The sequence below is a fragment of the Acinetobacter sp. ANC 3832 genome (genome assembly GCF_002135415.1).
In the GTDB taxonomy this organism is placed as follows: Bacteria; Pseudomonadota; Gammaproteobacteria; order Pseudomonadales; family Moraxellaceae; genus Acinetobacter.
The window spans coordinates 146,783-171,702 of sequence record NZ_NEGJ01000003.1 but is presented as its reverse complement, the minus strand read 5'-3'; the positions used below and the strand labels follow the sequence as shown (position 1 = coordinate 171,702).

Sequence of the window (24,920 nt, the reverse complement as noted above, 5' to 3'; positions counted from 1 at the left end):
AATATACAAAAAATCTTATATCAAGTAGCGCAATAAACCCGTCACAGTAATGCTAATAATCACGGTGGGTAATAAGGAAAGATACATTGCAGCAAAAAAAGTAACAATAATTGCAAGCAGATCCGCAGGATTGTCTGTGACAAAATAGGGTGCAATTACTGAAATTAAGACACAACCTGGAATGACTTGTAAAATTCGTTGCGCACGAACACTGAGCGTTTTATTTTTTAATAATAAATAACCTAGAATTCGGGTCAGATAGGTTGTTAAAGCAATGCATAAAATTGCGATAAGGGTTGCAGAATGAATCATTTTTCATCTCCAACTAAAAAAAATGCAGATGCGATACCACATAAAGCACCGACAAGCACATACCAACCTTGCGGGAGAAAATGATAAGCCAAACCCGCTGAAATTAAACTGATAAACCAAGGTTGAGCCGCTTTAAAGCCTTTCCACATACCACGTAAAAGCACCAGGAAAACGGCAGGGAAAGCCATATCAAAACCAAATTGAGTGACATCACCTAAAAATCCACCAATACCAACACCGAGTGTTGTAAAGACAACCCAAATTAAATATAAAGCAAAGCATAAACCCATATAAAAAGAGACACTAAAGCCCGCATACGGGTTTTGTGGATTACGCTTATGTGCATCGGTCATGCTCATTGCCCAACTTTCATCACACATAAAGAACAACATAGGCAATGTTTGGCGATTGGGTAAATGGCGAATAAAAGGGGCAATACTTGCACCCATCAGTAAATGACGACTATTCACTAAAAAGGTAATTAAAATCAGAAATAGAATATTTGGTGGATTGGTCCAGACTTGTAAAATAGCAAACTCTGATCCACCTGCAAAATTAAGCCCCGTAAACAGTGGAACTTCTACAACCGAAAAGCCTTTTTGAGTTGCTTGTGCCCCCAGTACCAATGCAAAAGGGATGATTCCAAGCATCACTGGAATTGAAACCTTGATACCACGGAAAAACTCTTGGTAGCTTACAGACTGGTTTAACTCATTGACTGATGTTTTTAGCGTGGACATGATTTTACCTAAAGCGTATTTCAAGCTAAGCATTTATTTAAAACAAGCGAGATATTGCACTGCATATTTTGTGAAATATAAAAAAGAGCAACTTTTTATACTTATTATTTTATGCTTATAGATAAGGTGTTTTTCACCTTATTTGGCTAGATAATGATAGATATTGAAATTTTGTTCTAATTTTTATATATTTTTAGCAATAAAATTTTAATTCGGTCAGTCGTTGTGAAATTAGATCATCTGGATAAGCGTATTTTACAAGTCTTACAGCAGAATGGAAAACTGCAAAATAATGAATTGGCTGAAAAAATTGGTTTATCTCCATCACCCTGTTTACGCCGAGTCAAACAATTGGAAGATGCGGGAATCATAGAAAAATACGTGGCTTTGGTCGATTCTCATAAAGTGGATTTAAAACTCACCGTTTTTGCTCGAATTTGGTTGAAAGAACAAGATGAAAAAACTGTGAATCAATTTATTGAATCTATTATGGATATGCCGGAAGTCGTAGAATGCCAATTAATGGCAGGGGACTGTGATTTTTTTTTAAGAATCGTGGTGTCTGATTTAGAAGCCTATCGTAAATTTCAGATTCATCATTTAAATAAAATATCAGGCATTCAAAATGTAAAAACTGAGATCCCGTTGCAGAAAATTAAACACACGACCGAATTGCCTCTATAACGTTATTCGTAAATTGTTGATGAATTATAAAATATTGGGTGATTTAAATTTCCTTAAATTCCCTGATGCATGGCTTTAACTATCGTGCTAAAATAAGAGAAATCGGGTGTGTTCCCGATTTTTTTATGCGGATTAGTTCCGCGCAGACAAGAATTTAGGTCTACAACATGCCCATTTCAGAGACATGGTTATTACCTGATGGTGTAGCTGATGTATTGCCAGAACAGGCGCAAGTCATTGAAACTTTGCGTCGTGACGCACTAGATGTCCTCGCTTCACGAGGTTATCAATTGGTGTACACGCCATTTATTGAATACATCGAATCTCTATCGTCTCTTTCAGAATCGAATCAAGATTTAGACTTAGCCACTTTTAAAGTCATCGACCAACTCTCAGGTCGTTTACTTGGTGTGCGTGCCGATATGACACCACAAGTGGCGCGTATTGATGCACATGTACATCCAGTAGAAGGTGTGGCGCGTTACTGCTATGCAGGAACGGTTTTACATACGAAACCACAAGGGTTTAATACCACACGTGCGCCATTACAGTTGGGGGCGGAGTTATTTGGTTCCAACAGTATCGATGCAGATGTCGAAATGGTTGATCTGATGCTCAACCTCATTGAAAAAGTCGGTTTGGTGGATGGAATCCATCTTGACTTAGGACACGTTGGACTATTCCGTAGTTTAGTAAAACATGCTGGATTAAGCAAAGCGACAGAACGTCAGCTTTCAGACTTATATCAACGTAAAGCATTACCTGAGCTTGCTGAATTTACCAAAGCGTTGAAATTTGGTTCAGATTTTTATGTATTGGGTCGTTATTCAAGTGACTTAAATGCATTGCAAAGTCATTTAAGTGCTGAGCTTTTAGCTGATGAAGCATTCAAACAAGCGTTTGATGCTTTAAAAACGACACAAATTGAAATTCAAACGCGTTGGCCAAATCTTCATATCGGTATTGATGTGGTTGAACTTCGCTCATATCATTATCATACAGGTTTAATGTATGCCGTTTATGCACCTAATCGTGCAGCGCCTTTAGCTCAAGGCGGTCGTTATGATGGTATTGGTGAACATTTTGGTCGTGCGCGTCCAGCAACAGGTTTTAGTTGTGACTTATATGCATTGAGCGTAGGTCAGTTTAAAGATATTAAAATTGTTGTTGCACCCAAAGGTACAGATTCGAATTTACTTAAAGCTATTGCTGATGTGCGTCAGCAAGGTTTAAGTGTAATTCAATTGCTTGGTAATGATGATTTAAATTCAGTGCCATATGCGACACACCAATTGGTGAATGTTGTAGGTGAATGGACAATCAAACAGATTTAATCGCTTAATTTGGTTGTTTTAACCAAAGCAAGTTTTTCAATTTTAACAGCATGATGCAATGAGGCTATTATGGGCAAGAATGTTGTGGTACTTGGTACCCAATGGGGCGACGAAGGCAAAGGCAAGATCGTCGACCTGCTCACAGATCAAGCGGCTGCGGTAGTACGCTATCAAGGTGGACATAACGCGGGTCATACTCTCGTAGTTGGTGGTAAGAAAACTGTATTACACCTCATTCCATCTGGTATTTTACGTGAAAACGTACTGTGCTTAATTGGTAATGGTGTTGTACTTTCACCTGCTGCATTAATTGAAGAGATGGACATTCTTGAAAAAGAAGGCGTGCCAGTTAAAGAACGTTTACGTATTTCTCCAAACTGTCCTTTAATTCTTCCAAACCATATTGCACTTGACCAAGCACGTGAGAAAAAACGTGGTAATGCTAAGATTGGTACAACGGGTCGCGGTATTGGTCCAGCGTATGAAGACAAAGTTGCACGTCGTGCAATTCGTGTTGCAGATTTGGTTCGTGGTGGTGCACATTTGAAAGCTCAACTTGAAGAGCTTCTTGAATACCATAACTTCCAATTAACTCAATTCTACGGTGTAGAAGCGGTTAATCTTGAAGAAGTGCTTGCGCTTTGTGATGAATGGCGTGAAGTCGTTGCTCCACTTGTTGTGGATGTAACAACTGAATTGCATAATTACCGTAAAAACGGTGAAAACATTATGTTTGAAGGCGCTCAAGGTTCACTTCTTGATGTTGACCATGGTACATACCCGTATGTAACATCTTCAAACACAACTGCTGGTGGTGTAAGTTCAGGTTCTGGTTTAGGTCCATTGCATCTTAACTATGTACTTGGAATTACCAAAGCGTATACAACACGTGTAGGTGCAGGTCCATTCCCAACTGAGTTGGTTTATGACGCTGCTAACGATGTTGGTGATGCCATTGGTAAACACCTCGGTACTAAAGGTTCTGAGTTTGGTGCATCTACTGGTCGTCAACGTCGTTGTGGTTGGTTTGACGCTGAAATTCTACGCCGTTCTGTAGATGTAAACTCATTATCAGGTATTTGCTTAACTAAACTTGACGTTCTTGATGGTTTGGATGAAGTGAAAATCTGTATCGGTTATGAAGCAGCAGATTCTGGTTGTGTTGGCTCTTCTGATGCACTTGCATTTGAAACGTTAAAACCAATTTATGAAACTATGCCAGGTTGGTCTGAATCAACTTTCGGTGCGAAAAGCTTTGATCAATTGCCTGCAAATGCAATTGCTTATGTAAAACGCATTGAACAGTTAATTGAATGTCCAATTGACATCGTTTCAACGGGTCCAGATCGTGAAGAAACAATCGTTTTACGTCATCCATTTGATGCTTAAAATGATCTGTTAAAGAGAGCTCCTTCGGGAGCTTTTTTTATGGGTTGCTTAAAAAAAATAACGAGAATAAAAATATATTTTTGAAATTTATTGATAATTAGTATACATTAAGCCAAAGAATTTCGAATGATATTCTTAATAATAAACTTAGATTCAATAATTTAATTTTGGTGTATATATGTTTAATAAGAAAATTTTAATGGGTATGATTATCGCGTCTAGCTTATCTGGATGTTCAACAGTGGCTGAATTGACAGGTCAAGACTCAGCAACTTTAAATCTAAATGCTGCTCAAGATTATAAACTCCTTGTAGATGATGCAAAGGCTCAAAAAGCTTTGGATACAACATCTGCGACGTATAAGCGTGTGAATGCAGTTTTCTTAAAAATGAAACCTTTTGCAGATCAAGTCAACCAAACAGGTCAAAAATTTGACTGGCAGTTAAGCGTACTTAGATCTGATGAGTTAAATGCATTTGTGATGCCAGGTGGTAAAGTTGTATTTTTTACAGGTATTGTGAATACTTTAAAATTAACAGATGCGGAAATTGCTGCGATCATGGGTCATGAAATGACGCATGCTTTAGAAGAGCATTCTAAGAGTGCTGCTGGTGCAACTGCATTAACTGATTTTGCTGTGAAAATGGGCAAAACTTATGCTGGCGATAAATTGGGTTCTATGGGGACTCAAGCATTAGATATCGGTAGTAAATATGGTGTTGGTCTACCTTATTCACGTAATCTTGAATCAAAGGCTGACCGTGGTGGTTTAATGCTTATGGCGAAAGCAGGTTATAACCCTGATGCTGCAATTACCGTATGGCAAAAAATGAATAAAATTGATGGTGGAGCAAATAACGGCGTTTCGAAATTTACTTCAACGCATCCATCGAATAATGATCGTATTTCAGATTTAAATAAAAGTTTAGCTGAAGCGAAAGTTGTGTATCAATCGAGTAAAAAAACAACTTAATTTAATCAGTTATTAGTGACAAAAGACTCGGTTTTAACCGAGTCTTTTTGTAAAAAATTAGGTGTCAGTAAAAGTCCAAGACTAAAGTTGCAGTTAAGTGAACTGATTATATAATTTGAGCTTGTTAGAATACGGTTTTGAAATTGGGATAAGGTTTTGCGGGATGCATAAGAATATTTCAGGTACCATGTTTTATTCATTGCTTTTTGCAATGGGTGGGGCTCCAACAATTGCAATGTTAATTATTCATGCTCAGACACAAGACCCTGTTGTGATTAATAATGCCTTACTTGGGCTTAGTGTGATTATTGCGTGCATTTTAGTGCCTCTTATTTTAATCCAAAATGCTTTTCTTTTTTTGAAGCGTAAAAGTGAAACATTGGAAAAAAAAATTAAACCACTATGTCAGCTTTATTTGGGTTTGAATGCTGCTTGTCTTGTTTATTGGTTGTGTATTCAATTTCTATAAGTTTTGAGTTTAAAATTACATAATTAATAAAATTATGAAGTTATTAGTGATTTAATCAATTGAAGTGATTGCATATAATCCACATTATTTTAAACTATTTTTAAATTTGGAGATTATTATAATGAACAATAAGTTCTTACTGAGTTTATGTTTAACAGGTGTAGTGAGCATAACTGGATGTACCACGATTGCAGATATGGCAGGGGCAGATTCTGCAACATTAAATCAATCTGCAACACAGAATTTTAATAAGACTGTACAAGAAGCGCAGGGCAATAAGACCTTAGATACATCATCATCGACGTATAAGCGGATTAATGCCGTTTTTCTTCGTTTAAAACCGTATGCAGATCAAATGAATCAGACTGGTCAACAGTTTGATTGGAGGCTTGCTGTATTAAAATCTGATACCGTGAATGCTTATGTTGCACCAGGTGGTAAAGTTGTTTTTTATACAGGAATTGTGACGAAACTTAATCTGACCGATGCAGAAATTGCGGCTGTAATGGGTCACGAAATGACGCATGCGCTAGAAGAACATTCTAAACAAAAAATGGGTGCTCAAGCTTTAACTAATTTGGCATTGAATATCGGTTTGTCTGCAGCGGGTGATAGTGTGGGGCAGCTTGGAACAGCGGCTGCTCAATTAGGAAGTCAAGTAGGTGTCGGTTTACCTTATTCACGTAGTTTAGAAAGCCGTGCAGATCAAGGTGGCTTAATGCTTATGGCACGTGCTGGTTATAACCCACAGGCTGCAATTACCCTTTGGGAAAAAATGGGCAAACAAGGTGGTTCACAAGGTCTCGCATTGTTATCAACGCATCCTACAGATGAAAATCGAATGAATGCAATGAAGAAAAATTTAGCAGCCGCAATGACAGTATATAACCAACGTCGCTAATTCATTGGTGTAATAAAAAAGGATGCTTAAGCATCCTTTTTTATGGGGCAATCTTTTAAATTAATTTTCAATATTTTAAAGTGGTACTCTAAAAAGAGCTTATAAAAATAAAACGTTGCTTAATTCTAAAAAACTTTAATAAATAGAAAACACCACTTTATATTTATTTAAGGCGCAGGGTTCGGTTGTTGACGATGGATCGCTTCAATTTCTTGTAAAATATCTTCAGATAGATCAATTTCAAATGCTGAGATATTTTCTTTGAGCTGTTGCATATTGGTTGCGCCAATAATGGTACTGGTGACAAAAAACTGTTGTTTGATAAAGGCTAAAGCCAGTTGGGCTAAACTGAGCCCATGCTTTTCAGCCAATACAGCGTATTGCTCAGTTGCCCATTCACTTTCTGGGTTGCTGTAGCGTGTAAAGCGAGAAAATAAGGTGATTCGCCCATCTTTCGGTCGAGCGCCATTTTTATATTTTCCAGTTAAATAACCAAAAGCCAGCGGGGAATATGCGAGTAGTCCAATCCCTTCATGCTGTGCAATTTCAGACATCCCTATTTCATAGGTTCGATTGAGTAAATTATAAGGATTTTGGACGCTTACAATTTTTTCTAAGCCCATTTTTTCAGCCAATTGGATGAACTTCATGGTACCCCATGGCGTTTCATTGGATAGACCAATATGACGGATACGACCTTTGCTCACTTCTTTTGCGAGTGCCGTTAAAGTTTCCTCCAATGGCGTAATATCTATACTCTGTATTGCCTGTTGATTGCCATAACCGAGCGCACCAAAGAAGTTGGTTGGTCGTTGTGGCCAATGCAGTTGATATAGGTCGATATAATCCGTTTGTAAGCGATTTAGAGAGCTGTCTATCGCACTAGAGATCTCTTGTTCAATGAAGCGAGTATGTCCGTCACGGATGCTACTTCCGCCTTGCTGAGGACCTGCAATTTTTGATGCTAAAAATAGCTGATCACGATTACCATTTTGTGCAATCCAATTTCCAATAATGATTTCCGTTGAACCTTGTGTTTCTGGTTTAGGCGGAACAGGATACATTTCAGCGGTATCCCAAAAATAAAGCCCTTGGTCCAATGCATACTTTAACTGTTCGAAAGCTTCTGATTGGCTATTTTGTTCACCAAAGGTCATTGTACCTAAACAAATTTCAGGGACTTGTAATCCAGATTGACCCAACGGATTAAATTTCATGAGTAAATATCCTTACATCATCATAATTGGTTGTTACTGATTCAAAACACTATGTCTAGTAGCGTGAAAAATCAACGATAAAGTTGCATAAGTATTGTATTGGTTTAAATTAAGACATAAAAAAAGCAAACCCGAAGATTTGCTTTAATTTTATTTATGGATGATGATTATTCATCATCATTTTCGCTCTCATCTTCAGAGAATGCTGATTCATCAACAGACACATCAAAAATTAAAATAGCTTTACCATCGGTTTCGATCATGCCTTGTTCTTCAAGTGTTTTTAGAACACGACCAACCATTTCACGTGAACAACCGACAATACGACCAATCTCTTGGCGAGTAATGCGAATTTGACGACCATTCGGGAGAATCATGGCTTCAGGTTGTGCAGAAAGATCAATCAAGCAACGCGCGATACGACCAGACACATCAATAAAGGCAAGGTCAGTAACTTTACGTGTGGTGTTTTTTAAACGACGTACAAGCTGAGCAAATACGGCATAACTTAAGTCAGGATATTGTTTGCTGATTTCATGGAAATTTTCATAAGATATTTCAGCAATCTCACAAACATCACGTGTTCTTACTTCTGCTGTACGTTGAGGGTTTGTTTCAAATAAACCCATTTCCCCAAAAAAATCACCAGGGTTCAAATACGCAACAACAATTTCACGATCATCATCTTCACGTAAAATAATTGAAACTGAACCTTTTAAAATTAGATACAGAGATTTAGACTCAGAACCTGCATCAATGATTGCCGTACGTTTAGGGAACCGATTAATGTGAGCTCTTTTGAGTAAAGCTTTGACTGACTCAGGCAGTTGCCCAGGAGACAAAGCATCTGTACTTAGTTGTGCAAAATTAGAAGACATGCTTAAACATTCCGAATTGGATTATACTAGATCTGCTGATCTAAAAATGAACGCGTCACATAGAAACAGCAGTAGAGATGAAATTCCTTATCAACTCATTTTATGCTAGTGTACAGGTACCCCGTAAATTTATAGCTTTTTTTAGGTAGTTGCAATGCAAACTAGCGTACATTGGTTAGAGAATGTTGCTTTCGAAGCAAAATCAGAAAGTGGTCATCAAATCGTGATGGATGGCTCTGCTGAGTATGGCGGTGAAAACCGTGGTCCACGTCCTATGGAACTGATATTAATGGGACTTGGTGGGTGTGCTTCGTTTGATATTGTGACTATATTGAAGAAATCTCGACAAGATGTGACAGATGTCATTTGTCAGCTACAAGCAGAGCGTGCCGATACCATCCCTGCTGTGTTTACAAAAATTCATTTACACTTCGTTATTACTGGTCATGAAGTGAAAGAAAAACAAGTGGCTAAAGCTGTTGAGCTTTCAGCTGAGAAGTACTGTTCAGCGAGTAAAATGTTGGCAGATGGTGGTGTGGAAATCACTCACGATTTTGAAATTATCAATGTATAATCATTTGAAGATTCATGTAAAAAAGCCAATTTAATCAATTGGCTTTTTTTATTTAAATTGTCTGTTATATCAAGTGACTGGTCAGACATCATAATTTGATCATTAAATTATTACAAAATGTGTATTTTTTAATGAATGCGCTCATTTTTTATAATTTAATATAAAAAACTTAGCATCTCTTAAAATAGAATCATTTAGATAAGAATAATTGTGGGTCAACTCGGGCATTATTAAGACTCATTCCCCAATGTAAATGTGGACCAGTAACTCGACCAGTTTTTCCAATTAATCCAATAAGTTCACCTTGTTTAATAGTTTGACCTTTTTGCACATCTATTTTACTTAAATGGCAGAACATACTAATGAGTCCTTGCCCGTGATCTATTAAAACCGTGTTGCCATTAAAAAAATAATTACCAGTAGCAACCACGATACCATTTGCAGGTGCGACCACTTTTTGCCCTACGGGTGCAGGAATGTCTAAACCTGAATGTGGCGCTCGTTCTTCACCATTGAAAAAGCGTTTGCGTCCAAATGAATTACTGAATTTTCCAGCAGTCGGTCGAATAAACTGAGGAAAGTCTGTCCATTGTGCTTTTGTGAATGATGAATAAATATCATTTTGCTCTTTAGCCTCCACAGCATAGCGGTTGAGTTGTTCTTCATTGGGATTCACATAGTCATTATTTTTGACATTCAGGCGTTGTTCTACATATTTATACGGTTTGATCTCTACACGAATTGGCTGTGCATTGGTTTGTAATTCAATTGAACCGACTGGTGTAGAAAGGGGAATTCCAAAAATGGCATAGTTACGTGAATTAGGCTGCGTGATTAGAATAGGCTGATTATTATATTTGACTTCAGTGATATTACTTTCGAGTGGAATAACAGCAATACCACCCGCATGCCTTGAATCTTGTGGAAGGGCGTGTAATTGAGATGCTGAAAAGAATGCAGTAAGAACAAATAATTTTTTGAATAAAGACATAACAAGAATGCTGATTTTGATTTGATTCAATTATGAAGCTGATCTAATGTTTTGCTCAAGATCGACTTTGTTAATTCAAACTGAAATTATTCGAAGATTTCAGCTAACAGAATGTATATTCACGTGTCTAAAACTTTAAATATGTGAGTGATCGGTGATTGTATATAAATATTAGATCTCTTACGAAAGTGGAGAAATAAACAAAATTTTATAAGCGGAAATGCTATTTGACAAAAATTGAATGTTCTTTCTCACTTTCAGAGAAGGTTAAGATTAATCCCAAAGATAACCCTCTCCTTAAAAGGAGAGGGGGACACATCCATTATGAACCAATGTTGATTAAAAGCTGACTTATGCAAGATATTTAATAGATTATGTTTTATAAGGTCTATTACGTCTTAGTTGGTGCAGGACAGAAATCAGCGTATCAATTTCATCCGTGGTATTGTAAAAAGCCAAAGAAGGACGAATTGTTCTTTCAACGCCAAAGCGCCGTAAGATCGGTTGAGCACAATGATGACCTGTACGCACAGCAATACCATGCTGATTCAGCACTTTACCAACTTCTTCTGTTTCATAACCCGCCAATGTAAATGACATAACACTGGCTTTATTTAATGCTGTGCCAATCAAGCGTAGACCTGAAATACTTTGCAAAGCATGTTGCCCATATTCTAATAAATCATGTTCATAACGGGCAATATTATGAATTCCCAGACTTTCTACATATTCAAGTGCAGCACCTAAACCGACAGCATCAGCAATATTTCCAGTACCTGCTTCAAATTTGCTTGGAGCAGGTTGATAGACAATATTTTCAAAGGTGACATCCTGAATCATATTACCGCCACCTTCCCAAACTGGCATGGAATCTAATAACTCAGATTTTGCATATACAGCACCGATACCTGTTGGTCCAAATACTTTATGCCCTGAGAATACAAAGAAATCTACATCCAAAGCAGTGACATTGGTAGGCATGTGAGACACAGACTGCGCACCATCCACCAAAACAGGTACACCTGCAGCATGTGCAAGGGCAATGATTTCTTGAGTAGGCGTCACAGTTCCAAGCGCATTGGATACCTGAGTGATTGAAACAAGTTTAGTTCTTGGATTAAGTAGTTTAACAAACTCTTCAATCTGAATTTGACCTGTATCATCCACAGGAATCACGCGTAGTTTAGCACCTGTTTCTTGAGTAAGCTGATACCACGGTACAATATTGGCATGATGCTCCAAGTGCGAAACAATAATTTCATCTCCTGCTTGAATATTTTGCTTACCCCATGTTTTGGCGATTAAGTTGATGCCTTCAGTCGTTCCTCTGACAAAAACAATATTCTGTGATGATTTTGCACCAATAAATCGGGCAACCACATCACGCGCGTGTTCATAGGCATCACTGGCACGGGCAGCCAACTCATGTGCGGCACGATGAATATTGGAGTTTTCGTGCTTATAAAAGTGACAAATTCGTTCAATAACGGCTAAAGGTTTATGCGTTGTCGCTGCATTATCTAACCAGATCAGCTGCTTTCCATTGACACGTTCTTGCAAAATTGGAAAGTCTTTCCGAATTTGCAAAATATCAATTGGCTGATAGTTTTGCGCTGTCGTTGGGATTTGCAAATCTGAATGCGGACGAGTTGTTTCAACCGTTGGTGATTGTAAAAAGTAATAGCCAGATTCTGCTGTAGCAGGTTTGTCATTACGATCTTGTAAAGCACTTTTCAATTGATGATCTTGACTAAAATGATAGTCATCAAAAGCATACGGATTTCTTAATACATCTGATTGTGCTGAACGTGTCTGCACAGTTTGCTGGTTCACAGCATTAGGTTTTTGCAAATCGAGGAAATAAAACCCAGAAGATGCTTGAGCAGGCGAAGACACAGGAATACTTGTCGGCGCAGAGTGCTGTGAGAACGGTGCAGAGTTGAGTGATAAATCCAATCTATTTACTGCCACCAATGGATCAGGCGTGTTCGCGCCACCAATCACAGGAGCAGAAGATAAAATTCTACGTTCAGGATGATCCGCGATTGGCTCAATAAAATGCTGTGTTGAATTTGGATTTAAATTTGTCTGTTCAACAATCGCAGGAATTCGACCTGATAATGCAACAATCGGATCTTTCGGCTGTGGAGAATGTCTCGGTAAATCAAAGTTGAAACCTTGCAGGTTTTGTTTTGGTAAAGCAGAAAAAAATTCTGCTGCCAACTGAGTAATGAATGATTCACTGATCGGTGCTGTTGCAATCTGTTCTGAAAGATCAGCCCTTGGTGAATTACTTGTAAGTTGTTGGATAGTCATGGTATTTGTCTACCTCCACGTCATCAAGTACCGCAAGGGCATCATCAGTTAAAACAGCAAGTGAGCAATACAGTGAAATTAAGTAAGATGCAATCGCATTACGGTTGATGCCCATAAAGCGTACTGACAAGCCTGGCGCTTGTTCACCTGCAAGACCCGGTTGGAATAAGCCAACCACACCTTGACGTTTTTCACCAACACGTAAAAGAATAATCTTGGTTTTACCATCTTCAACAGGGATTTTATTGGATGGAATCAGTGGAATACCGCGCCAAGTAATAAACTGAGAACCAAATAGGCTGACTGTTGGAGGCGGAACACCACGACGCGTACATTCACGACCAAAAGCAGCAATTGCATCTGGGTGTGCAAGGAAGAAACCTGGTTCTTTCCAAACTTTACGCAATAAATCATCAAAATCGTCAGGCGTTGGTGCGCCAGTCAATGTTGAAATACGTTGTTCATCTGCAACACTGGCCAATAAACCATATTCAGGGTTATTGATCAGTTCGCTTTCTTGACGTTCTTTGATGGTTTCAATGGTTAAGCGTAATTGTTCTTTAATCTGATCATGTGGACTGCTGTAAAGGTCTGAAACACGGGTATGGATGTCTAATACCGTAGAAACACCGTTTAAAAAGTATTCTCTTGGATTAACTTCATAATCAACAAAAGTTTGTGGCAAAGTCGCTTCATCACGTTGTGTACATGCGACTTGAATATCATCGGTATTGCTGACTTTATTGACACGGTAAATACCTGCTTCAACAGGTGTCCATTGCAGTAAATGCGTGAGCCAACGTGGCGTAATGGTCGAAAGCTGTGGAACTGTTTTGGTGGCATTGGCAAGCTGACGAGCGGCTTGATCGTTCAGCGCTTGACGGGCAACATCTGGGTGTTTAGCCATGTTTTGAATCCTTAGAATATCTTTTTAATTGGGTTTAATTTTTCGGTTAAGAGGTAATGAATCTGCATATTTATAAAATTTTAGTAATAGTGATCCTCTCCATGAAAATTGAAGTTCTAAAATGATGTTTACTTGTTATGTTTAAAGACTTTTTACGTATCTGAAATTTAATTCGATCACAAAAAATGAATCATTATTTAATCGGTTTTTAATTATTCCTGTCGCCATGGCAGATTATGAAAACGCCAACCATTGAAAGCACCACGATGATTAGTCTCATCTAAATCACCTTCAAAACCTTGATCAATATTATAAATTTCAGTGAAACCTGCATTAAAAGCGACATTGGCAGCAGCAGCGGAGCGTTTACCACTACGGCACAATAAGAGAATGATTTTGTCTTTACCGACTTTGCTTTCAAGTTCTTTTGCAAAGCGTGGGTTACGGTTTAAAGCCGTGCCTGTTGCCCATGGGATATGAATAGTTTCTTCAACAAAACCGACAAATTTACGTTCTTCAGCCGTTCTGACATCTACAATTGATACATGACCTGCTTGGAATAAAGCCCATGCTTCATGTGGAAGAACTGTGCCTGTAAATTCTAAATAATGATCTTCAACCCGCTGTTTTGCCTGATCAAAGATTTGCTTAATTTGATCAGAATTTAATTCGGGAAAATTAGGATTTGTTAAACTATTCATTTCTAGTGCCTTCGATCAAACTCCATTTATTTAACCTTAAAAATAGAGTTTGCTCTCATTTATTGGTAAAGATGATATTTAATATAATGATTTTTTATATTCTTAAAATGAATAAAAATTGGATTAGTTATTCTTAAAAAAGGAAAGGTTTTTAATTCAAAATGTAGATATCGATATACAAAATAATGTTTATCTAAAACGGAGATAATAAAATACTATTTGCTCAGTGAATTGAATAATAAATCATAGTTTTTCATTCTTAAAGTTTAAAAAATAAAACAATGACTCTATGTGCAATGTAGGTAAACATATGACAATGTGGAATATTCAGAATATTGTTGATGAGTTGCAAGAAGCTCGTAACCAATGGCGAACTCAGCAAAGAAGCCTGAAAGATTTTGGTGGGCGTGAGTTACCATCCAAAGATGAAATTAAAAAAATACTGAATGATTTATGTGGTGTTCTATTTCCGATGCGTTTAGGGCCACATGATTTAAGGCAGCAAAGTGAAAATTTCTATATTGCACATACGCTTGAAAAAACATTATATGCTTTGCTTGAGCAAGTTAAATTAAACCTAACCTATGATTATAAATATAAAAAACATCATGAAAATATAGAAGTGAGCACAGTGCTTGCTGAAAGTATTGTTAATGAATTTGCACAAAAGCTTCCTAACATTCGTAAAATTTTAGATACAGATGTGATTGCTGCTTATGAGGGTGATCCCGCTGCCCGCAGTGTAGATGAAGTCTTGTTATGCTATCCGGGGATTCTTGCGATTATTTATCATCGAATTGCGCATGAGTTTTATAAAAAAGATCTCTCTTTATTGGCAAGGCTGATTGCTGAAATTGCACATTCTAAAACAGGGATTGATATTCACCCTGGTGCACAAATTGATCAGGGCTTTTTTATTGATCATGGGACTGGTGTGGTGATTGGCGAAACTTGTGTTATTGGTAAAAATGTCCGTATTTATCAGGCTGTCACACTGGGCGCTAAACGCTTTGAAATTGATGATTCTGGGCGTTTGCAGAAAGAGTATGCACGGCATCCAATTGTTGAAGATAATGTGGTGATCTATGCAGGGGCGACCATTCTCGGACGCATTACCATTGGACAAGGCGCGATTATTGGTGGGAATGTTTGGATTACGCAAAGTGTTGCACCGAATAGTGCTGTTTCACAGAGTTCGCTGACAAAAACAGAAGTTTAATAATCGAGTAAATTCATTTACTAGGGTGTGACAGCGGCTTACATATCGTATTGAAACGAAGACAGATCAGCATTTTATAATTAAAACCATTTCTATGATCTGTTATTAGAGCTCTTGCGAGAATCGAGAAATGAACAAAATTTTATAAACAGAAATGGTATTTGATTGAGATTGAATGTTCCTTCTCTTTATGGGAGAAAGTTTGGATGAGGGTGAATCCTAAATAAAGATAATTCTTTCTCTAACCCTCTCCTTAAAAAGCGGAGGGACATCCATTATGAACAAATGTTGATTAAAAGCTGACTTATGCAAGAGGTCTATTGAAGATTTTAAATCGGTTATTTCATCAAAATGGATGCTTTAGGCTAGCCTAGATATTTATGGGGCAAATGCTTTCTATTGTGAGGGTTGAAAGCGACGTGAAAGGAGCTAATTTCAATGAGATTAGTGATAGAAGTCTCTATTCTTTCTATTAAAAAATTAAAATAAAACAGTTACTAAAATTCTACATTGTTTTTATTCTCAATTGCTGTGTAAGTGCTTATTGTAGTTATGAGCTTATTCAATTTTAAATATTCATGGGGAATTAAGTAATGAATATTTAAAATAAAATGAGCTTGAAAGGGTATGCGTTAGTACCCATGTTATAACTGTAGTTTAATTTTATTTCAATATTTGTTAGTTGTTGAAAAAAAACAGTATTTTTATAAAATTTCCTTGAAAAAACGTAAATCATTCCCATATATCTATCAAGTAGAAAATTTGTTGTGAGGAAAATAAGAATGCGTTTTGAAAAATTTACAAACCGTTTACAGCAAGCGTTATCAGATGCCCAATCTTTAGCAATGGGCAAAGACAATACCTCAATTGAAGGTATTCATATTTTATCTGCCTTATTGGAAGAACCAGCCAATATTAGTCTGTTACAACAGGCAGGTGCAAATTTACGTGATCTTCAAACCAAGTTGCAACAAGCATTAAATGATGCAGCAACGATTGCCAATCCAACGGGTGATATTAACCTGAATCCTGAAGCTGTACGTGCCTTGAATTTGGCAGACAGCTATGCACAGAAAGCAGGGGATGAGTTTTTATCGACTGACTGGGTGATACTGGCTTTAGCGGAAACAGGTACAACCAAAACATTATTAAATGGCGTAGGTGTAACAACTGAAAAACTACGTAAAGCAATTGAAAATATTCGAGGTGGCGACAAAGTTATGGCAAATAACCACGAAGATCAAAGAGATTCATTAAATAAATATACCGTCGACTTGACTGAACGTGCGATGGTGGGAAAATTAGACCCTGTAATTGGTCGTGATGAAGAAATTCGTCGTACCATTCAAGTATTATCACGCCGTACCAAAAACAATCCAGTATTGATTGGTGAGCCAGGTGTGGGTAAAACAGCGATTGTTGAAGGTTTGGCACAGCGTATTGTGAATGGTGAGGTGCCTGAAAGTCTAAAAGGTAAACGTGTTTTATCTTTAGATTTAGGTTCATTGCTTGCAGGTGCAAAATATCGTGGTGAGTTCGAAGAACGTCTAAAAGCAGTGTTGAAAGACCTTTCTAAGCATGATGGCGAAATCATTCTATTTATTGACGAATTACATACGCTCGTTGGCGCAGGTAAGGGTGATGGTGCAATGGATGCAGGGAATATGTTGAAACCTGCATTGGCTCGCGGTGAATTACGTTGTGTGGGTGCAACGACTTTAGATGAATATCGCCAATTCATTGAAAAAGATGCTGCTTTGGAACGTCGTTTTCAAAAAGTATTGGTCGATGAGCCAAGTGTAGAAGATACCATTGCGATTCTGCGTGGATTGAAAGAGAAATATGCAACCCATCATGGTGTGCAAATTCTTGATTCTGCGATTATTGCCGCTGCGAAAATGTCGCATCGTTACATCACAGATCGTCAATTACCTGACAAAGCAATTGATTTGATTGATGAAGCAGCATCACGAATCAAAATGGAAATTGACTCTAAACCAGAGCCTTTAGACCGTTTAGATCGACGTTTAATCCAGTTGAAAATGCAATTGGAAGCAGTGAAAAAAGATGCTGATTCTGTCAGTCATGTTGAAGTGCAACATCTTGAAAAACAAATTGAAGAAGTTCAGCGTGAATACAATGATTTGGAAGAAGTATGGCGTGCTGAAAAAACTTTAGTTGAAGGTACAAATCAGGCTCAGGTTGAATTGGATAAAGCACGTACTGCTTTTGAAAAAGCGCAACGTGAAGGTGATTTGGCAGAAGCAAGCCGTTTGCAATATGGTGTGATTCCAGAGTTGCAAAAACGCTTGAATGAAGAAGAGGTGGCTGAAGCAAATGACGAGCCAAAACTGATTCGTACTAAAGTGACTGAAAATGAAATTGCAGAAGTTGTAAGTGCTGCGACAGGTATTCCTGTGACCAAAATGTTGCAAGGTGAACGTGAAAAACTCTTAAATATGGAAGAGTTTTTACATAACCGTGTTGTAGGTCAAGATGAAGCTGTAGTTGCTGTATCAAATGCGGTACGTCGTTCACGCGCCGGTTTATCCGATCCGAACCGTCCAAGTGGTTCATTCTTATTCCTTGGACCAACAGGGGTCGGTAAAACTGAGCTGACTAAAGCATTGGCGAACTTCTTGTTTGACAGTGATGATGCGATGATTCGTATCGATATGAGTGAGTTCATGGAAAAACATTCTGTGAGCCGTTTAGTGGGTGCACCTCCTGGTTATGTGGGTTATGAAGAAGGTGGTGTGTTAACTGAAGCTGTTCGCCGTAAACCGTATAGTGTGGTGTTATTTGATGAGGTTGAGAAAGCACATCCTGATGTATTCAATATTTTACTACAAGTGTTGGATGATGGTCGTTTAACCGACTCTCAGGGTCGTGTCATTGACTTTAAAAATACGGTGATTGTGATGACATCAAACCTTGGTTCAAGCGATGTGCGTGAATTGGGTGAGGGTGCAAGTGATGATGAAGTGCGTGTGACTGTAATGAATGCAGTTTCACAACATTTCCGTCCAGAGTTTATTAACCGTATTGATGAGCTTGTGGTTTTCCATTCATTGAAAAAATCACAAATTCGTGGCATCGCAGACATTCAATTGGATCGTTTACGTTCTCGTTTGAATGATCGTGATATGGGCTTAAAAGTAGATGATGCTGCTTTTGATTTATTGATTGAAGCAGGTTTTGACCCACTTTATGGTGCGCGTCCATTGAAACGTGCCATTCAGCAACAGGTTGAAAATCCATTGGCTCAGAAAATTCTGGCGGGTGATTTCATCCTAGGTGATACAATTTTAATCACTGCTGAAAATGGTCGACTTCAATTTGATAAATTGAAATTAAGTTAATGGTTTAGCTTTACTCAGCAATAAAAAACCCAGCTTCGGCTGGGTTTTTTATTGCATATGAACTCAGTACAGATAGAAAGCGATATAAATATGGACATACCTGTTATCGGGTAATTGAAGGATATGATTGCGGTTGTTTTATAAAATTGTTAGATTTTACTAAGCAATAATAAAAAATGGAGTAAGGATCATGATGATCAGGAATAATGAATTATATCAAAGCTATGTAAAAATAATTTTATCTGGTTGTTTAGTACTAGGGTCTTCACTGGCTATCGCTAAAACAGAAATGAATGATGAAATGTTAGCAGAGCAAACAGATCATTTAGCAAGGTTAACACCCATTGTTATTGTCGCAGTAAAAGAAGATTTGAAACAATCTACAGAAGCTCAAGAAAAAGTGCATGGGCAAGTTGCCAAAGAACGATCAGATAAAGAGAAAAAGAAAGAAATTTATACGACTGTGTTAACAGATTATGAATGGCAGAAAAAAGATCGTGAATATGATAAATCATCAGACAAATATATCAGCCCTATTGAACAGTATCGATTTATTGAAATTGCGGATTCGCCATATTTAAGACATGATGTCCGCATCACAACCGCAGATAAAGTGACAGTCTATCTGGGTCATGAGCGGGATTAAAACAATGCGCTAATTAAATATTAAACAGGATGGTGCTTAATAATCCATGATTTATGGATTCTTGTATTTCGTTTAAAATCAGGACCAATCGTTTCACTGGTGATTTCCTGAACATCAAACATGGCTTGAACTTCTTCATCCATTTCAAAACCACGATAGTTATTTGAGAAATACAAAGTACCAGCAGTGGTTAAACGATTCATGGCGCGTTTAAGCAATGAGTTGTGGTCACGTTGAATATCAAAGGTACCATGGAATTTTTTAGAGTTTGAGAATGTTGGTGGATCAATAAAGATCAAATCATATTGTTCATGACCTTCTTTCAACCATTCAAAACAATCACTTGCAAAGAATTGATGTTGTTGGTCAACGTGATCTACTGTTAAGCCATTGAGCACGAAGTTTTCTTTAGACCAGTTCAAGTAAGTATTCGATAAATCGACACTTGTTGTACTCGCAGCACCACCTAAAGCCGCATGTACACTTGCAGTAGATGTATAGCTATAAAGATTTAAGAAATGCTTACCTTTGGCTTCAGCAGCAATACGTAAACGCATTTGACGATGATCAAGGAATAAACCTGTATCTAAATAATCTGTTAAGTTCACCAGAATTTTAGCTTTGCCTTCTTGAACAATAAAGCGTTTAGAAGCAGTACTTTGTTTTTCGTACTGAGTTTTACCTTCTTGACGTGCACGTGTCTTAATGAAAATTGAATCACGACCAATACCTGTAACAGCACGAATAGAAGCAAGTGCTAAGTTAAAGCGTTTTTTTGCTTTTTCAGGATCAATAATTTTTGGTGGAGCATATTCTTGAACGTGTAAACGATCACCATATAAATCAACAGCAACATTAAAGTCAGGTAAATCCGCATCATATAAGCGCAGGCAGAAAATATTTTCTTTTACAGCCCATTTTTTCAATGCTTGCATATTCTTTTGCAAACGATTAGCAAAATCTTCTGCACCTTCAATCGGTTCAAATTGTAGAGGTTGCCAATTTGCTAAGAACGGTTGACTAACTGCCGCAGGTTTGATGTCACCAAAACGAATATAAATAGGCAATTTACCATTCATTAAACGTAAAAGTTGTGGGTTGTTGAAAGCTAATACATCGGCTTGCTCAACAGCAGAAGCAATGACTGCTGCATATTGATTTGGAAAGTTTTTCTGTAAAAGCCCAGATAAACCTAAATATAAAGAACGGTTTGAGGCTTTTTCACCTAAACGTTCACCATAAGGAGGATTTGTGACGATAAATGCTTTTTTGCCTTCGGCTTGAAAGTCAGGCCAATCCGCCATGGTACGTTCTTCGATTTTAATATGATCAAGAACTGATTCAAAACCTGCAGCGATAATATTTTGTTTGGTGGCTTTTACAGCTTCCCAATCTGCATCGTAGGCATAGAATCGTGGTAATTCATATTGTAACGCTTCTTGATGGCGATCGGCCGCTTCAGCTTTAATTGACATCCATAATTCATGGTCATGCCCATTCCAACCATTGAACCCAAAACGACGAACTAAACCAGGTGCGCGATCTGTCAAAATCATTAAAGATTCAATAATAAATGTACCAGAACCACACATTGGATCTAAAATAATATCTGGATTACGTTCTTTTAATTTGGCTTTCTGCAAAATTGCAGCTGCTAAATTTTCTTTAATTGGTGCATCTGTCATAAAGTGACGATAGCCACGTTTATGTAATGAATCGCCTGATAAATCTAAGCAATAAGTATGTTCTGTTTTACCTGCAAGCACATACAATGTAATTTCAGGTTGTTTAATATCAACACTTGGACGTTTACCAACCGCTTCCATAAAGGAGTCGACGACACCATCTTTCACACGTAATGTTGCAAATTGCGTATTTACTTTAATATCGCGTTCCACATGCAAACGAATAGCAAAAGTACTTTGTGGTGCAAAAATAAGAGACCAATCAAAATTCATTGCACCTTCGTACAATTCTTCAGCAACATCACGTGCATCATGAGTGAATTCAAGTTCATGGGTATGAATCGGGGTAAGTACACGTGAAGCCAAACGTGACCACATGCAAACGCGATAAGCGTCTTCAAGTTTACCTTTAAAAATTAATCGACCAGGGAAACGTTCAATGTTTTGGACGCCTAAACCTTCTATTTCTTCTTGAAGTAAGGTTTCAAGTCCATCTGCACAGGTGACCCAATATGTAGACAGACGTGGTTTCGAATTCATGAACATTTCCAAAGACAATAAAGCAATCTGCTATTTTAACGTATTTTGCGTGGGAAAACTTAGAGATTAAAATGAGACAGACGTATTTTTATTGAATGTTTAAATTTTTATTGAAATTCAGTTACTTTGCCAAGGTGAACTTTTAAGCATCTGGGTGGTTGATGATTCTATCCCTGAATTTAATTTACTCGATTTTAGGATTAGGCATCTGATATAAAGATGAGTAACATCTTTGATATATCCAGAATAAAAAGGTTTTACATAAAATATTTCATAAGATCGAAAAAATTAAAGTTCAAGGATGATATTCCATCATCCTTTTGTTTATAACGATTTAAATTATTTAATTTGATTACGGAGTTGATTCCAAAGCATGGAAATCGATTCTCGATGAATTAAATTACTCTTTAGAATAAAGATTTGCTGTGCTTTGTAGACCATGTTTTCATCACAAATGACCAATTGGTTTTTTATCAGTTCATCTTTAATGGTCAGTTTGGGTAACCACGCAATGCCGAGACCTTGTAAGACTAAGTCTTTGACATTATTTGCATTATCAGTTTCGTACAAAATACGATAAGTGAGTTTTTGTGTATCTAATAACTCATTCACCAAAATTCTCAAATAGGCTTTCGGGCTGTAAGTTAACAATGGAAAAAATTGATGAATATCAAATTTAGGTTGCCCTTGGTCATTTAAAAGGGTGACTGGAACAATGTCGGTTTCACCGATTTGAAGGTAGGACAAAATTTTCAAATTAATACTTGAAATGAGATTTTTATCTGCATAACAAATTAAAAAATCACAGGCACCTTCTTTGAGTAGATTGATCCCTTCATTAACATTGGTTGCAATAATTTCTAATTTAAAATTTTCAATATTACTGGGGAATAATTTAATAAAATTTGAGAAAAAATTTGAAGCTAAGGAATGTGCTACAGCAAAACGGATGGACATATTATTTTCTTTGCCCATGTTGTGTAGCAATTGAATGGTTTCATTCAATTGTTTTTCAATATCTTTCGCTGTTGAAAGTAAAACTTGACCTGCTTCAGTAAATTGAATATCTCTAAAGTTTCGTTCAATAATTTGAAAGCCTAGACTTTTTTCAATGTGTTGCAATCTTCTGGTAAAGGCCGATTGGCTGACAAAACGAATTTCTGCTGCCTTGGAAATAGATCGAGTTCGCTCTACTGCGATTAAATCTTCAATCCATTTAATTTCTAAACTCATTTTCACTAAATATCACGTATTTCATCATTATTAAGTATAAATGTATTATGCAAAAAATGCATAGCGAAATATAACAATGCATTAGCAAGCAGAAAACGAAATATTTATGATTTATTTACATTATTTATTGTTATTTACGGTTTAAAAAATGAATACAGAAATTGCTTCACGGACTGAGAAAGATTTATTAGGTACGAAAGAAGTTCCTCATCAATTTTATTTTGGTATTCAAACATTACGAGCAATTGAAAATTTTAAACTCAGCAATTCAAAAATTAGTGATCATCCTAATTTCATTAAAGCTTTAGCGATGGTGAAGCAAGCATGTGCAGAAGCAAATTATAAATTAGAATTATTAAATGATGAAAAATATCAAAGTATTGTTCATGCATGCCATCAATTAATTGAAGGTCAATATCATGAACAATTTCCTGTAGATATGCTTCAAGGTGGTGCAGGCACGTCGACCAATATGAATGCAAATGAAGTGATTGCAAATATTGCTTTAGAGCGTTTAGGACAACCTAAAGGTGCATATAAACATTTACATCCAAATAATGATGTCAATATGTCGCAATCCACGAACGACGTTTATCCGACAGCAATTCGTTTGGCTTTGTTATTAGATTTAGACCAGTTATATGTTCGTTTTAATAGTTTAATTACAAGCTTTAAAGCGAAAGGTGAAGAGTTTTCTGATGTTCTAAAAATGGGTCGTACGCAGTTACAAGATGCTGTGCCGATGACGTTAGGACAAGAATTCAATGCTTTTGCAATTACACTTGAAAAAGATTTAGCAAAATTGATGCAAATTGCACCTGAAAGTTTAAATTATATGAACTTAGGCGGAACTGCCATTGGTACAGGAATTACAACACCAAAGAACTATGCAAATTTAGCAGTATTGGCTTTGGCTGATATCAGTGCAAAACCTATTAAACTTGCACCAGACTTGATTGAAGCAACATCTGATATGGGTGATTTTGTACTTCTTTCTGGTTTATTAAAGCGTACTGCAACGAAATTATCAAAAATCGCCAATGATTTAAGATTGTTATCGAGTGGTCCACGTACTGGATTAGGCGAAATTAATTTAGAAGCAAAACAGCCAGGTAGTTCAATTATGCCAGGTAAAGTGAATCCAGTGATTCCTGAAGCTGTGAATATTTCATCATTCCAAATTATTGCCAATGATTTAGCGATTACTTTGGCTGCTGAAGCTGGACAATTACAGTTGAATGCGATGGAACCTTTAATTGCCTCTAAGCTTTTTGAATCTATTGATTTAATGGGCAGAGCAATGCAAATGTTTGAAACGAAATGTATTCGTACAATTACTGCAAATAAGCAAGTGTGTAAAGATTATGTTGAAAATTCAATTGGTATTGTGACTGCATTGAACCCTTATTTGGGTTATGAAACGACAACACGTATTGCAAAAACTGCGAATGAAACAGGGCAAAGTGTTGTTGATTTGATTCGTCAAGAAAACTTATTAAGTGAAGATGTTTTAGCGAAAGCACTTTCAATTGAAGTGATGGTGAATGCGGCATAACACTGTATTTTCAATACTTCGATAATTGCATAAGGATCAGTCATTCTTTCTTTTTTAAATAGAAATTAGAAAGTTTGATGTAAGAAATCTACGCATTGAAGTTCTAAAAGAGCCTGTAATCAGGCTCTCTTTTTAATGATTTTTTTATTGGTGATCGTGATTATTTTTTTAAAATTATGAGTGAAATTTGTTAAATTTTCTAAAAAGTCATTCTATTGTAACTATAGGTAAATAATTCGCGGTTCTGAATAACAAAACTCAAATAATTAGATTGAATAATAAGCGCATAATCGT

General features: G+C 37.0%; 21 protein-coding genes. 11 read left to right on the top strand and 10 right to left on the bottom strand.

The window, feature by feature from the left end; all coding sequences use genetic code 11:
- Nucleotides 1-15: 15 nt before the first annotated feature.
- Together B9T35_RS05175 and B9T35_RS05170 are read right to left on the bottom strand one after the other, a co-directional pair.
- On the bottom strand, nucleotides 16-312 hold the full coding sequence (locus tag B9T35_RS05175) for an AzlD family protein (protein ID WP_086190060.1): 297 nt from the start codon (nucleotides 310-312) through the stop codon (nucleotides 16-18).
- A complete protein-coding gene (locus B9T35_RS05170) occupies nucleotides 309-1,052 on the bottom strand; it encodes an AzlC family ABC transporter permease (RefSeq protein ID WP_086190319.1) in 744 nt (247 codons plus the stop codon). Before B9T35_RS05170 ends, B9T35_RS05175 begins: the two co-directional genes overlap by 4 nt.
- A gap of 225 nt (nucleotides 1,053-1,277) precedes the next feature.
- Here B9T35_RS05170 and B9T35_RS05165 point away from each other — a divergent pair, with 225 nt between their 5' ends.
- The 6 genes from B9T35_RS05165 to B9T35_RS05140 all read left to right on the top strand — a co-directional run bounded on the left by B9T35_RS05165 (nucleotide 1,278) and on the right by B9T35_RS05140 (nucleotide 6,802).
- Nucleotides 1,278-1,736 carry an Lrp/AsnC family transcriptional regulator gene (locus tag B9T35_RS05165; RefSeq protein ID WP_086190059.1) on the top strand — a complete coding sequence of 153 codons (459 nt, stop codon included), beginning with the start codon at nucleotides 1,278-1,280 and terminating at the stop codon, nucleotides 1,734-1,736.
- Between the two features lie 167 nt (nucleotides 1,737-1,903).
- Nucleotides 1,904-3,070: an ATP phosphoribosyltransferase regulatory subunit gene (locus tag B9T35_RS05160; RefSeq protein WP_086190058.1), complete on the top strand. Its 1,167-nt coding sequence runs from the start codon at nucleotides 1,904-1,906 to the stop codon at nucleotides 3,068-3,070.
- 69 nt (nucleotides 3,071-3,139) lie between these two features.
- The gene (locus B9T35_RS05155; protein WP_086190057.1) at nucleotides 3,140-4,459 is read left to right on the top strand and encodes an adenylosuccinate synthase; all 1,320 of its coding nucleotides are present in this window, start codon (nucleotides 3,140-3,142) and stop codon (nucleotides 4,457-4,459) included.
- A gap of 178 nt (nucleotides 4,460-4,637) precedes the next feature.
- Complete coding sequence (locus B9T35_RS05150) at nucleotides 4,638-5,432, top strand: M48 family metallopeptidase (RefSeq protein WP_086190056.1); 795 nt, start codon at nucleotides 4,638-4,640, stop codon at nucleotides 5,430-5,432.
- A gap of 163 nt (nucleotides 5,433-5,595) precedes the next feature.
- The gene (locus B9T35_RS05145) at nucleotides 5,596-5,901 is read left to right on the top strand and encodes a hypothetical protein (protein ID WP_086190055.1); all 306 of its coding nucleotides are present in this window, start codon (nucleotides 5,596-5,598) and stop codon (nucleotides 5,899-5,901) included.
- Nucleotides 5,902-6,022: 121 nt separating this feature from the next.
- Complete coding sequence (locus B9T35_RS05140; RefSeq protein WP_086190054.1) at nucleotides 6,023-6,802, top strand: M48 family metalloprotease; 780 nt, start codon at nucleotides 6,023-6,025, stop codon at nucleotides 6,800-6,802.
- 167 nt (nucleotides 6,803-6,969) lie between these two features.
- Here the strand turns inward: B9T35_RS05140 and B9T35_RS05135 are convergent, their stop codons facing one another.
- Both B9T35_RS05135 and crp read right to left on the bottom strand, forming a co-directional pair.
- A complete protein-coding gene (locus B9T35_RS05135; protein WP_086190053.1) occupies nucleotides 6,970-8,019 on the bottom strand; it encodes an NADP(H)-dependent aldo-keto reductase in 1,050 nt (349 codons plus the stop codon).
- A gap of 167 nt (nucleotides 8,020-8,186) precedes the next feature.
- A complete protein-coding gene (crp, locus tag B9T35_RS05130; RefSeq protein ID WP_086190052.1) occupies nucleotides 8,187-8,897 on the bottom strand; it encodes a cAMP-activated global transcriptional regulator CRP in 711 nt (236 codons plus the stop codon).
- Between the two features lie 154 nt (nucleotides 8,898-9,051).
- Between crp and B9T35_RS05125 the strand changes: the two genes are divergently transcribed.
- A complete protein-coding gene (locus tag B9T35_RS05125; RefSeq protein ID WP_086190051.1) occupies nucleotides 9,052-9,471 on the top strand; it encodes an OsmC family protein in 420 nt (139 codons plus the stop codon).
- A 190-nt stretch (nucleotides 9,472-9,661) separates the two neighbouring features.
- Here the strand turns inward: B9T35_RS05125 and B9T35_RS05120 are convergent, their stop codons facing one another.
- The 4 genes from B9T35_RS05120 to B9T35_RS05105 all read right to left on the bottom strand — a co-directional run bounded on the left by B9T35_RS05120 (nucleotide 9,662) and on the right by B9T35_RS05105 (nucleotide 14,386).
- Entirely contained in the window at nucleotides 9,662-10,462 is an 801-nt protein-coding gene (locus tag B9T35_RS05120) for a peptidoglycan DD-metalloendopeptidase family protein (protein ID WP_086190050.1), read from the bottom strand.
- Nucleotides 10,463-10,834: 372 nt separating this feature from the next.
- Nucleotides 10,835-12,778 carry a family 2A encapsulin nanocompartment cargo protein cysteine desulfurase gene (locus B9T35_RS05115; protein WP_086190049.1) on the bottom strand — a complete coding sequence of 648 codons (1,944 nt, stop codon included), beginning with the start codon at nucleotides 12,776-12,778 and terminating at the stop codon, nucleotides 10,835-10,837.
- Nucleotides 12,753-13,685 carry a family 2A encapsulin nanocompartment shell protein gene (locus tag B9T35_RS05110; protein WP_086190048.1) on the bottom strand — a complete coding sequence of 311 codons (933 nt, stop codon included), beginning with the start codon at nucleotides 13,683-13,685 and terminating at the stop codon, nucleotides 12,753-12,755. Before B9T35_RS05110 ends, B9T35_RS05115 begins: the two co-directional genes overlap by 26 nt.
- A 212-nt stretch (nucleotides 13,686-13,897) precedes the next feature.
- Nucleotides 13,898-14,386: a rhodanese-like domain-containing protein gene (locus B9T35_RS05105; protein ID WP_086190047.1), complete on the bottom strand. Its 489-nt coding sequence runs from the start codon at nucleotides 14,384-14,386 to the stop codon at nucleotides 13,898-13,900.
- A gap of 310 nt (nucleotides 14,387-14,696) precedes the next feature.
- Here B9T35_RS05105 and epsC point away from each other — a divergent pair, with 310 nt between their 5' ends.
- The 3 genes from epsC (at nucleotide 14,697) to B9T35_RS05090 (ending at nucleotide 19,613) form a co-directional block, all read left to right on the top strand.
- Nucleotides 14,697-15,605, top strand: coding sequence for a serine O-acetyltransferase EpsC (gene epsC, locus B9T35_RS05100; protein ID WP_086190046.1), 909 nt, complete (start codon nucleotides 14,697-14,699; stop codon nucleotides 15,603-15,605).
- A 782-nt stretch (nucleotides 15,606-16,387) separates the two neighbouring features.
- A complete protein-coding gene (clpB, locus tag B9T35_RS05095) occupies nucleotides 16,388-18,967 on the top strand; it encodes an ATP-dependent chaperone ClpB (RefSeq protein ID WP_086190045.1) in 2,580 nt (859 codons plus the stop codon).
- Between the two features lie 190 nt (nucleotides 18,968-19,157).
- Nucleotides 19,158-19,613, top strand: a complete 456-nt coding sequence (locus B9T35_RS05090; RefSeq protein ID WP_086190044.1) for a hypothetical protein — start codon at nucleotides 19,158-19,160, stop codon at nucleotides 19,611-19,613.
- A 20-nt stretch (nucleotides 19,614-19,633) separates the two neighbouring features.
- Here the strand turns inward: B9T35_RS05090 and rlmKL are convergent, their stop codons facing one another.
- Both rlmKL and B9T35_RS05080 read right to left on the bottom strand, forming a co-directional pair.
- Nucleotides 19,634-21,838 carry a bifunctional 23S rRNA (guanine(2069)-N(7))-methyltransferase RlmK/23S rRNA (guanine(2445)-N(2))-methyltransferase RlmL gene (gene rlmKL, locus B9T35_RS05085; protein WP_086190043.1) on the bottom strand — a complete coding sequence of 735 codons (2,205 nt, stop codon included), beginning with the start codon at nucleotides 21,836-21,838 and terminating at the stop codon, nucleotides 19,634-19,636.
- A 339-nt stretch (nucleotides 21,839-22,177) separates the two neighbouring features.
- Nucleotides 22,178-23,071, bottom strand: a complete 894-nt coding sequence (locus B9T35_RS05080) for a LysR substrate-binding domain-containing protein (protein ID WP_086190042.1) — start codon at nucleotides 23,069-23,071, stop codon at nucleotides 22,178-22,180.
- A 148-nt stretch (nucleotides 23,072-23,219) separates the two neighbouring features.
- Here B9T35_RS05080 and B9T35_RS05075 point away from each other — a divergent pair, with 148 nt between their 5' ends.
- A complete protein-coding gene (locus tag B9T35_RS05075) occupies nucleotides 23,220-24,626 on the top strand; it encodes an aspartate ammonia-lyase (protein WP_086190041.1) in 1,407 nt (468 codons plus the stop codon).
- Nucleotides 24,627-24,920 lie beyond the last annotated feature (294 nt).

Coding starts and splice junctions, on each gene's coding strand:
- rlmKL (WP_086190043.1), bottom strand. CDS start 21,838: ATGAATTCGAAACCACGTCTGTCTACATATTGGGTCACCTGTGCAGAT.
- B9T35_RS05110 (WP_086190048.1), bottom strand. CDS start 13,685: ATGGCTAAACACCCAGATGTTGCCCGTCAAGCGCTGAACGATCAAGCC.
- B9T35_RS05170 (WP_086190319.1), bottom strand. CDS start 1,052: ATGTCCACGCTAAAAACATCAGTCAATGAGTTAAACCAGTCTGTAAGC.
- B9T35_RS05090 (WP_086190044.1), top strand. CDS start 19,158: ATGATGATCAGGAATAATGAATTATATCAAAGCTATGTAAAAATAATT.
- B9T35_RS05135 (WP_086190053.1), bottom strand. CDS start 8,019: ATGAAATTTAATCCGTTGGGTCAATCTGGATTACAAGTCCCTGAAATT.
- B9T35_RS05105 (WP_086190047.1), bottom strand. CDS start 14,386: ATGAATAGTTTAACAAATCCTAATTTTCCCGAATTAAATTCTGATCAA.
- crp (WP_086190052.1), bottom strand. CDS start 8,897: ATGTCTTCTAATTTTGCACAACTAAGTACAGATGCTTTGTCTCCTGGG.
- B9T35_RS05140 (WP_086190054.1), top strand. CDS start 6,023: ATGAACAATAAGTTCTTACTGAGTTTATGTTTAACAGGTGTAGTGAGC.
- B9T35_RS05145 (WP_086190055.1), top strand. CDS start 5,596: ATGCATAAGAATATTTCAGGTACCATGTTTTATTCATTGCTTTTTGCA.
- epsC (WP_086190046.1), top strand. CDS start 14,697: ATGACAATGTGGAATATTCAGAATATTGTTGATGAGTTGCAAGAAGCT.
- clpB (WP_086190045.1), top strand. CDS start 16,388: ATGCGTTTTGAAAAATTTACAAACCGTTTACAGCAAGCGTTATCAGAT.
- B9T35_RS05175 (WP_086190060.1), bottom strand. CDS start 312: ATGATTCATTCTGCAACCCTTATCGCAATTTTATGCATTGCTTTAACA.
- B9T35_RS05125 (WP_086190051.1), top strand. CDS start 9,052: ATGCAAACTAGCGTACATTGGTTAGAGAATGTTGCTTTCGAAGCAAAA.
- B9T35_RS05115 (WP_086190049.1), bottom strand. CDS start 12,778: ATGACTATCCAACAACTTACAAGTAATTCACCAAGGGCTGATCTTTCA.
- B9T35_RS05120 (WP_086190050.1), bottom strand. CDS start 10,462: ATGTCTTTATTCAAAAAATTATTTGTTCTTACTGCATTCTTTTCAGCA.
- B9T35_RS05080 (WP_086190042.1), bottom strand. CDS start 23,071: ATGAGTTTAGAAATTAAATGGATTGAAGATTTAATCGCAGTAGAGCGA.
- B9T35_RS05160 (WP_086190058.1), top strand. CDS start 1,904: ATGCCCATTTCAGAGACATGGTTATTACCTGATGGTGTAGCTGATGTA.
- B9T35_RS05155 (WP_086190057.1), top strand. CDS start 3,140: ATGGGCAAGAATGTTGTGGTACTTGGTACCCAATGGGGCGACGAAGGC.
- B9T35_RS05075 (WP_086190041.1), top strand. CDS start 23,220: ATGAATACAGAAATTGCTTCACGGACTGAGAAAGATTTATTAGGTACG.
- B9T35_RS05150 (WP_086190056.1), top strand. CDS start 4,638: ATGTTTAATAAGAAAATTTTAATGGGTATGATTATCGCGTCTAGCTTA.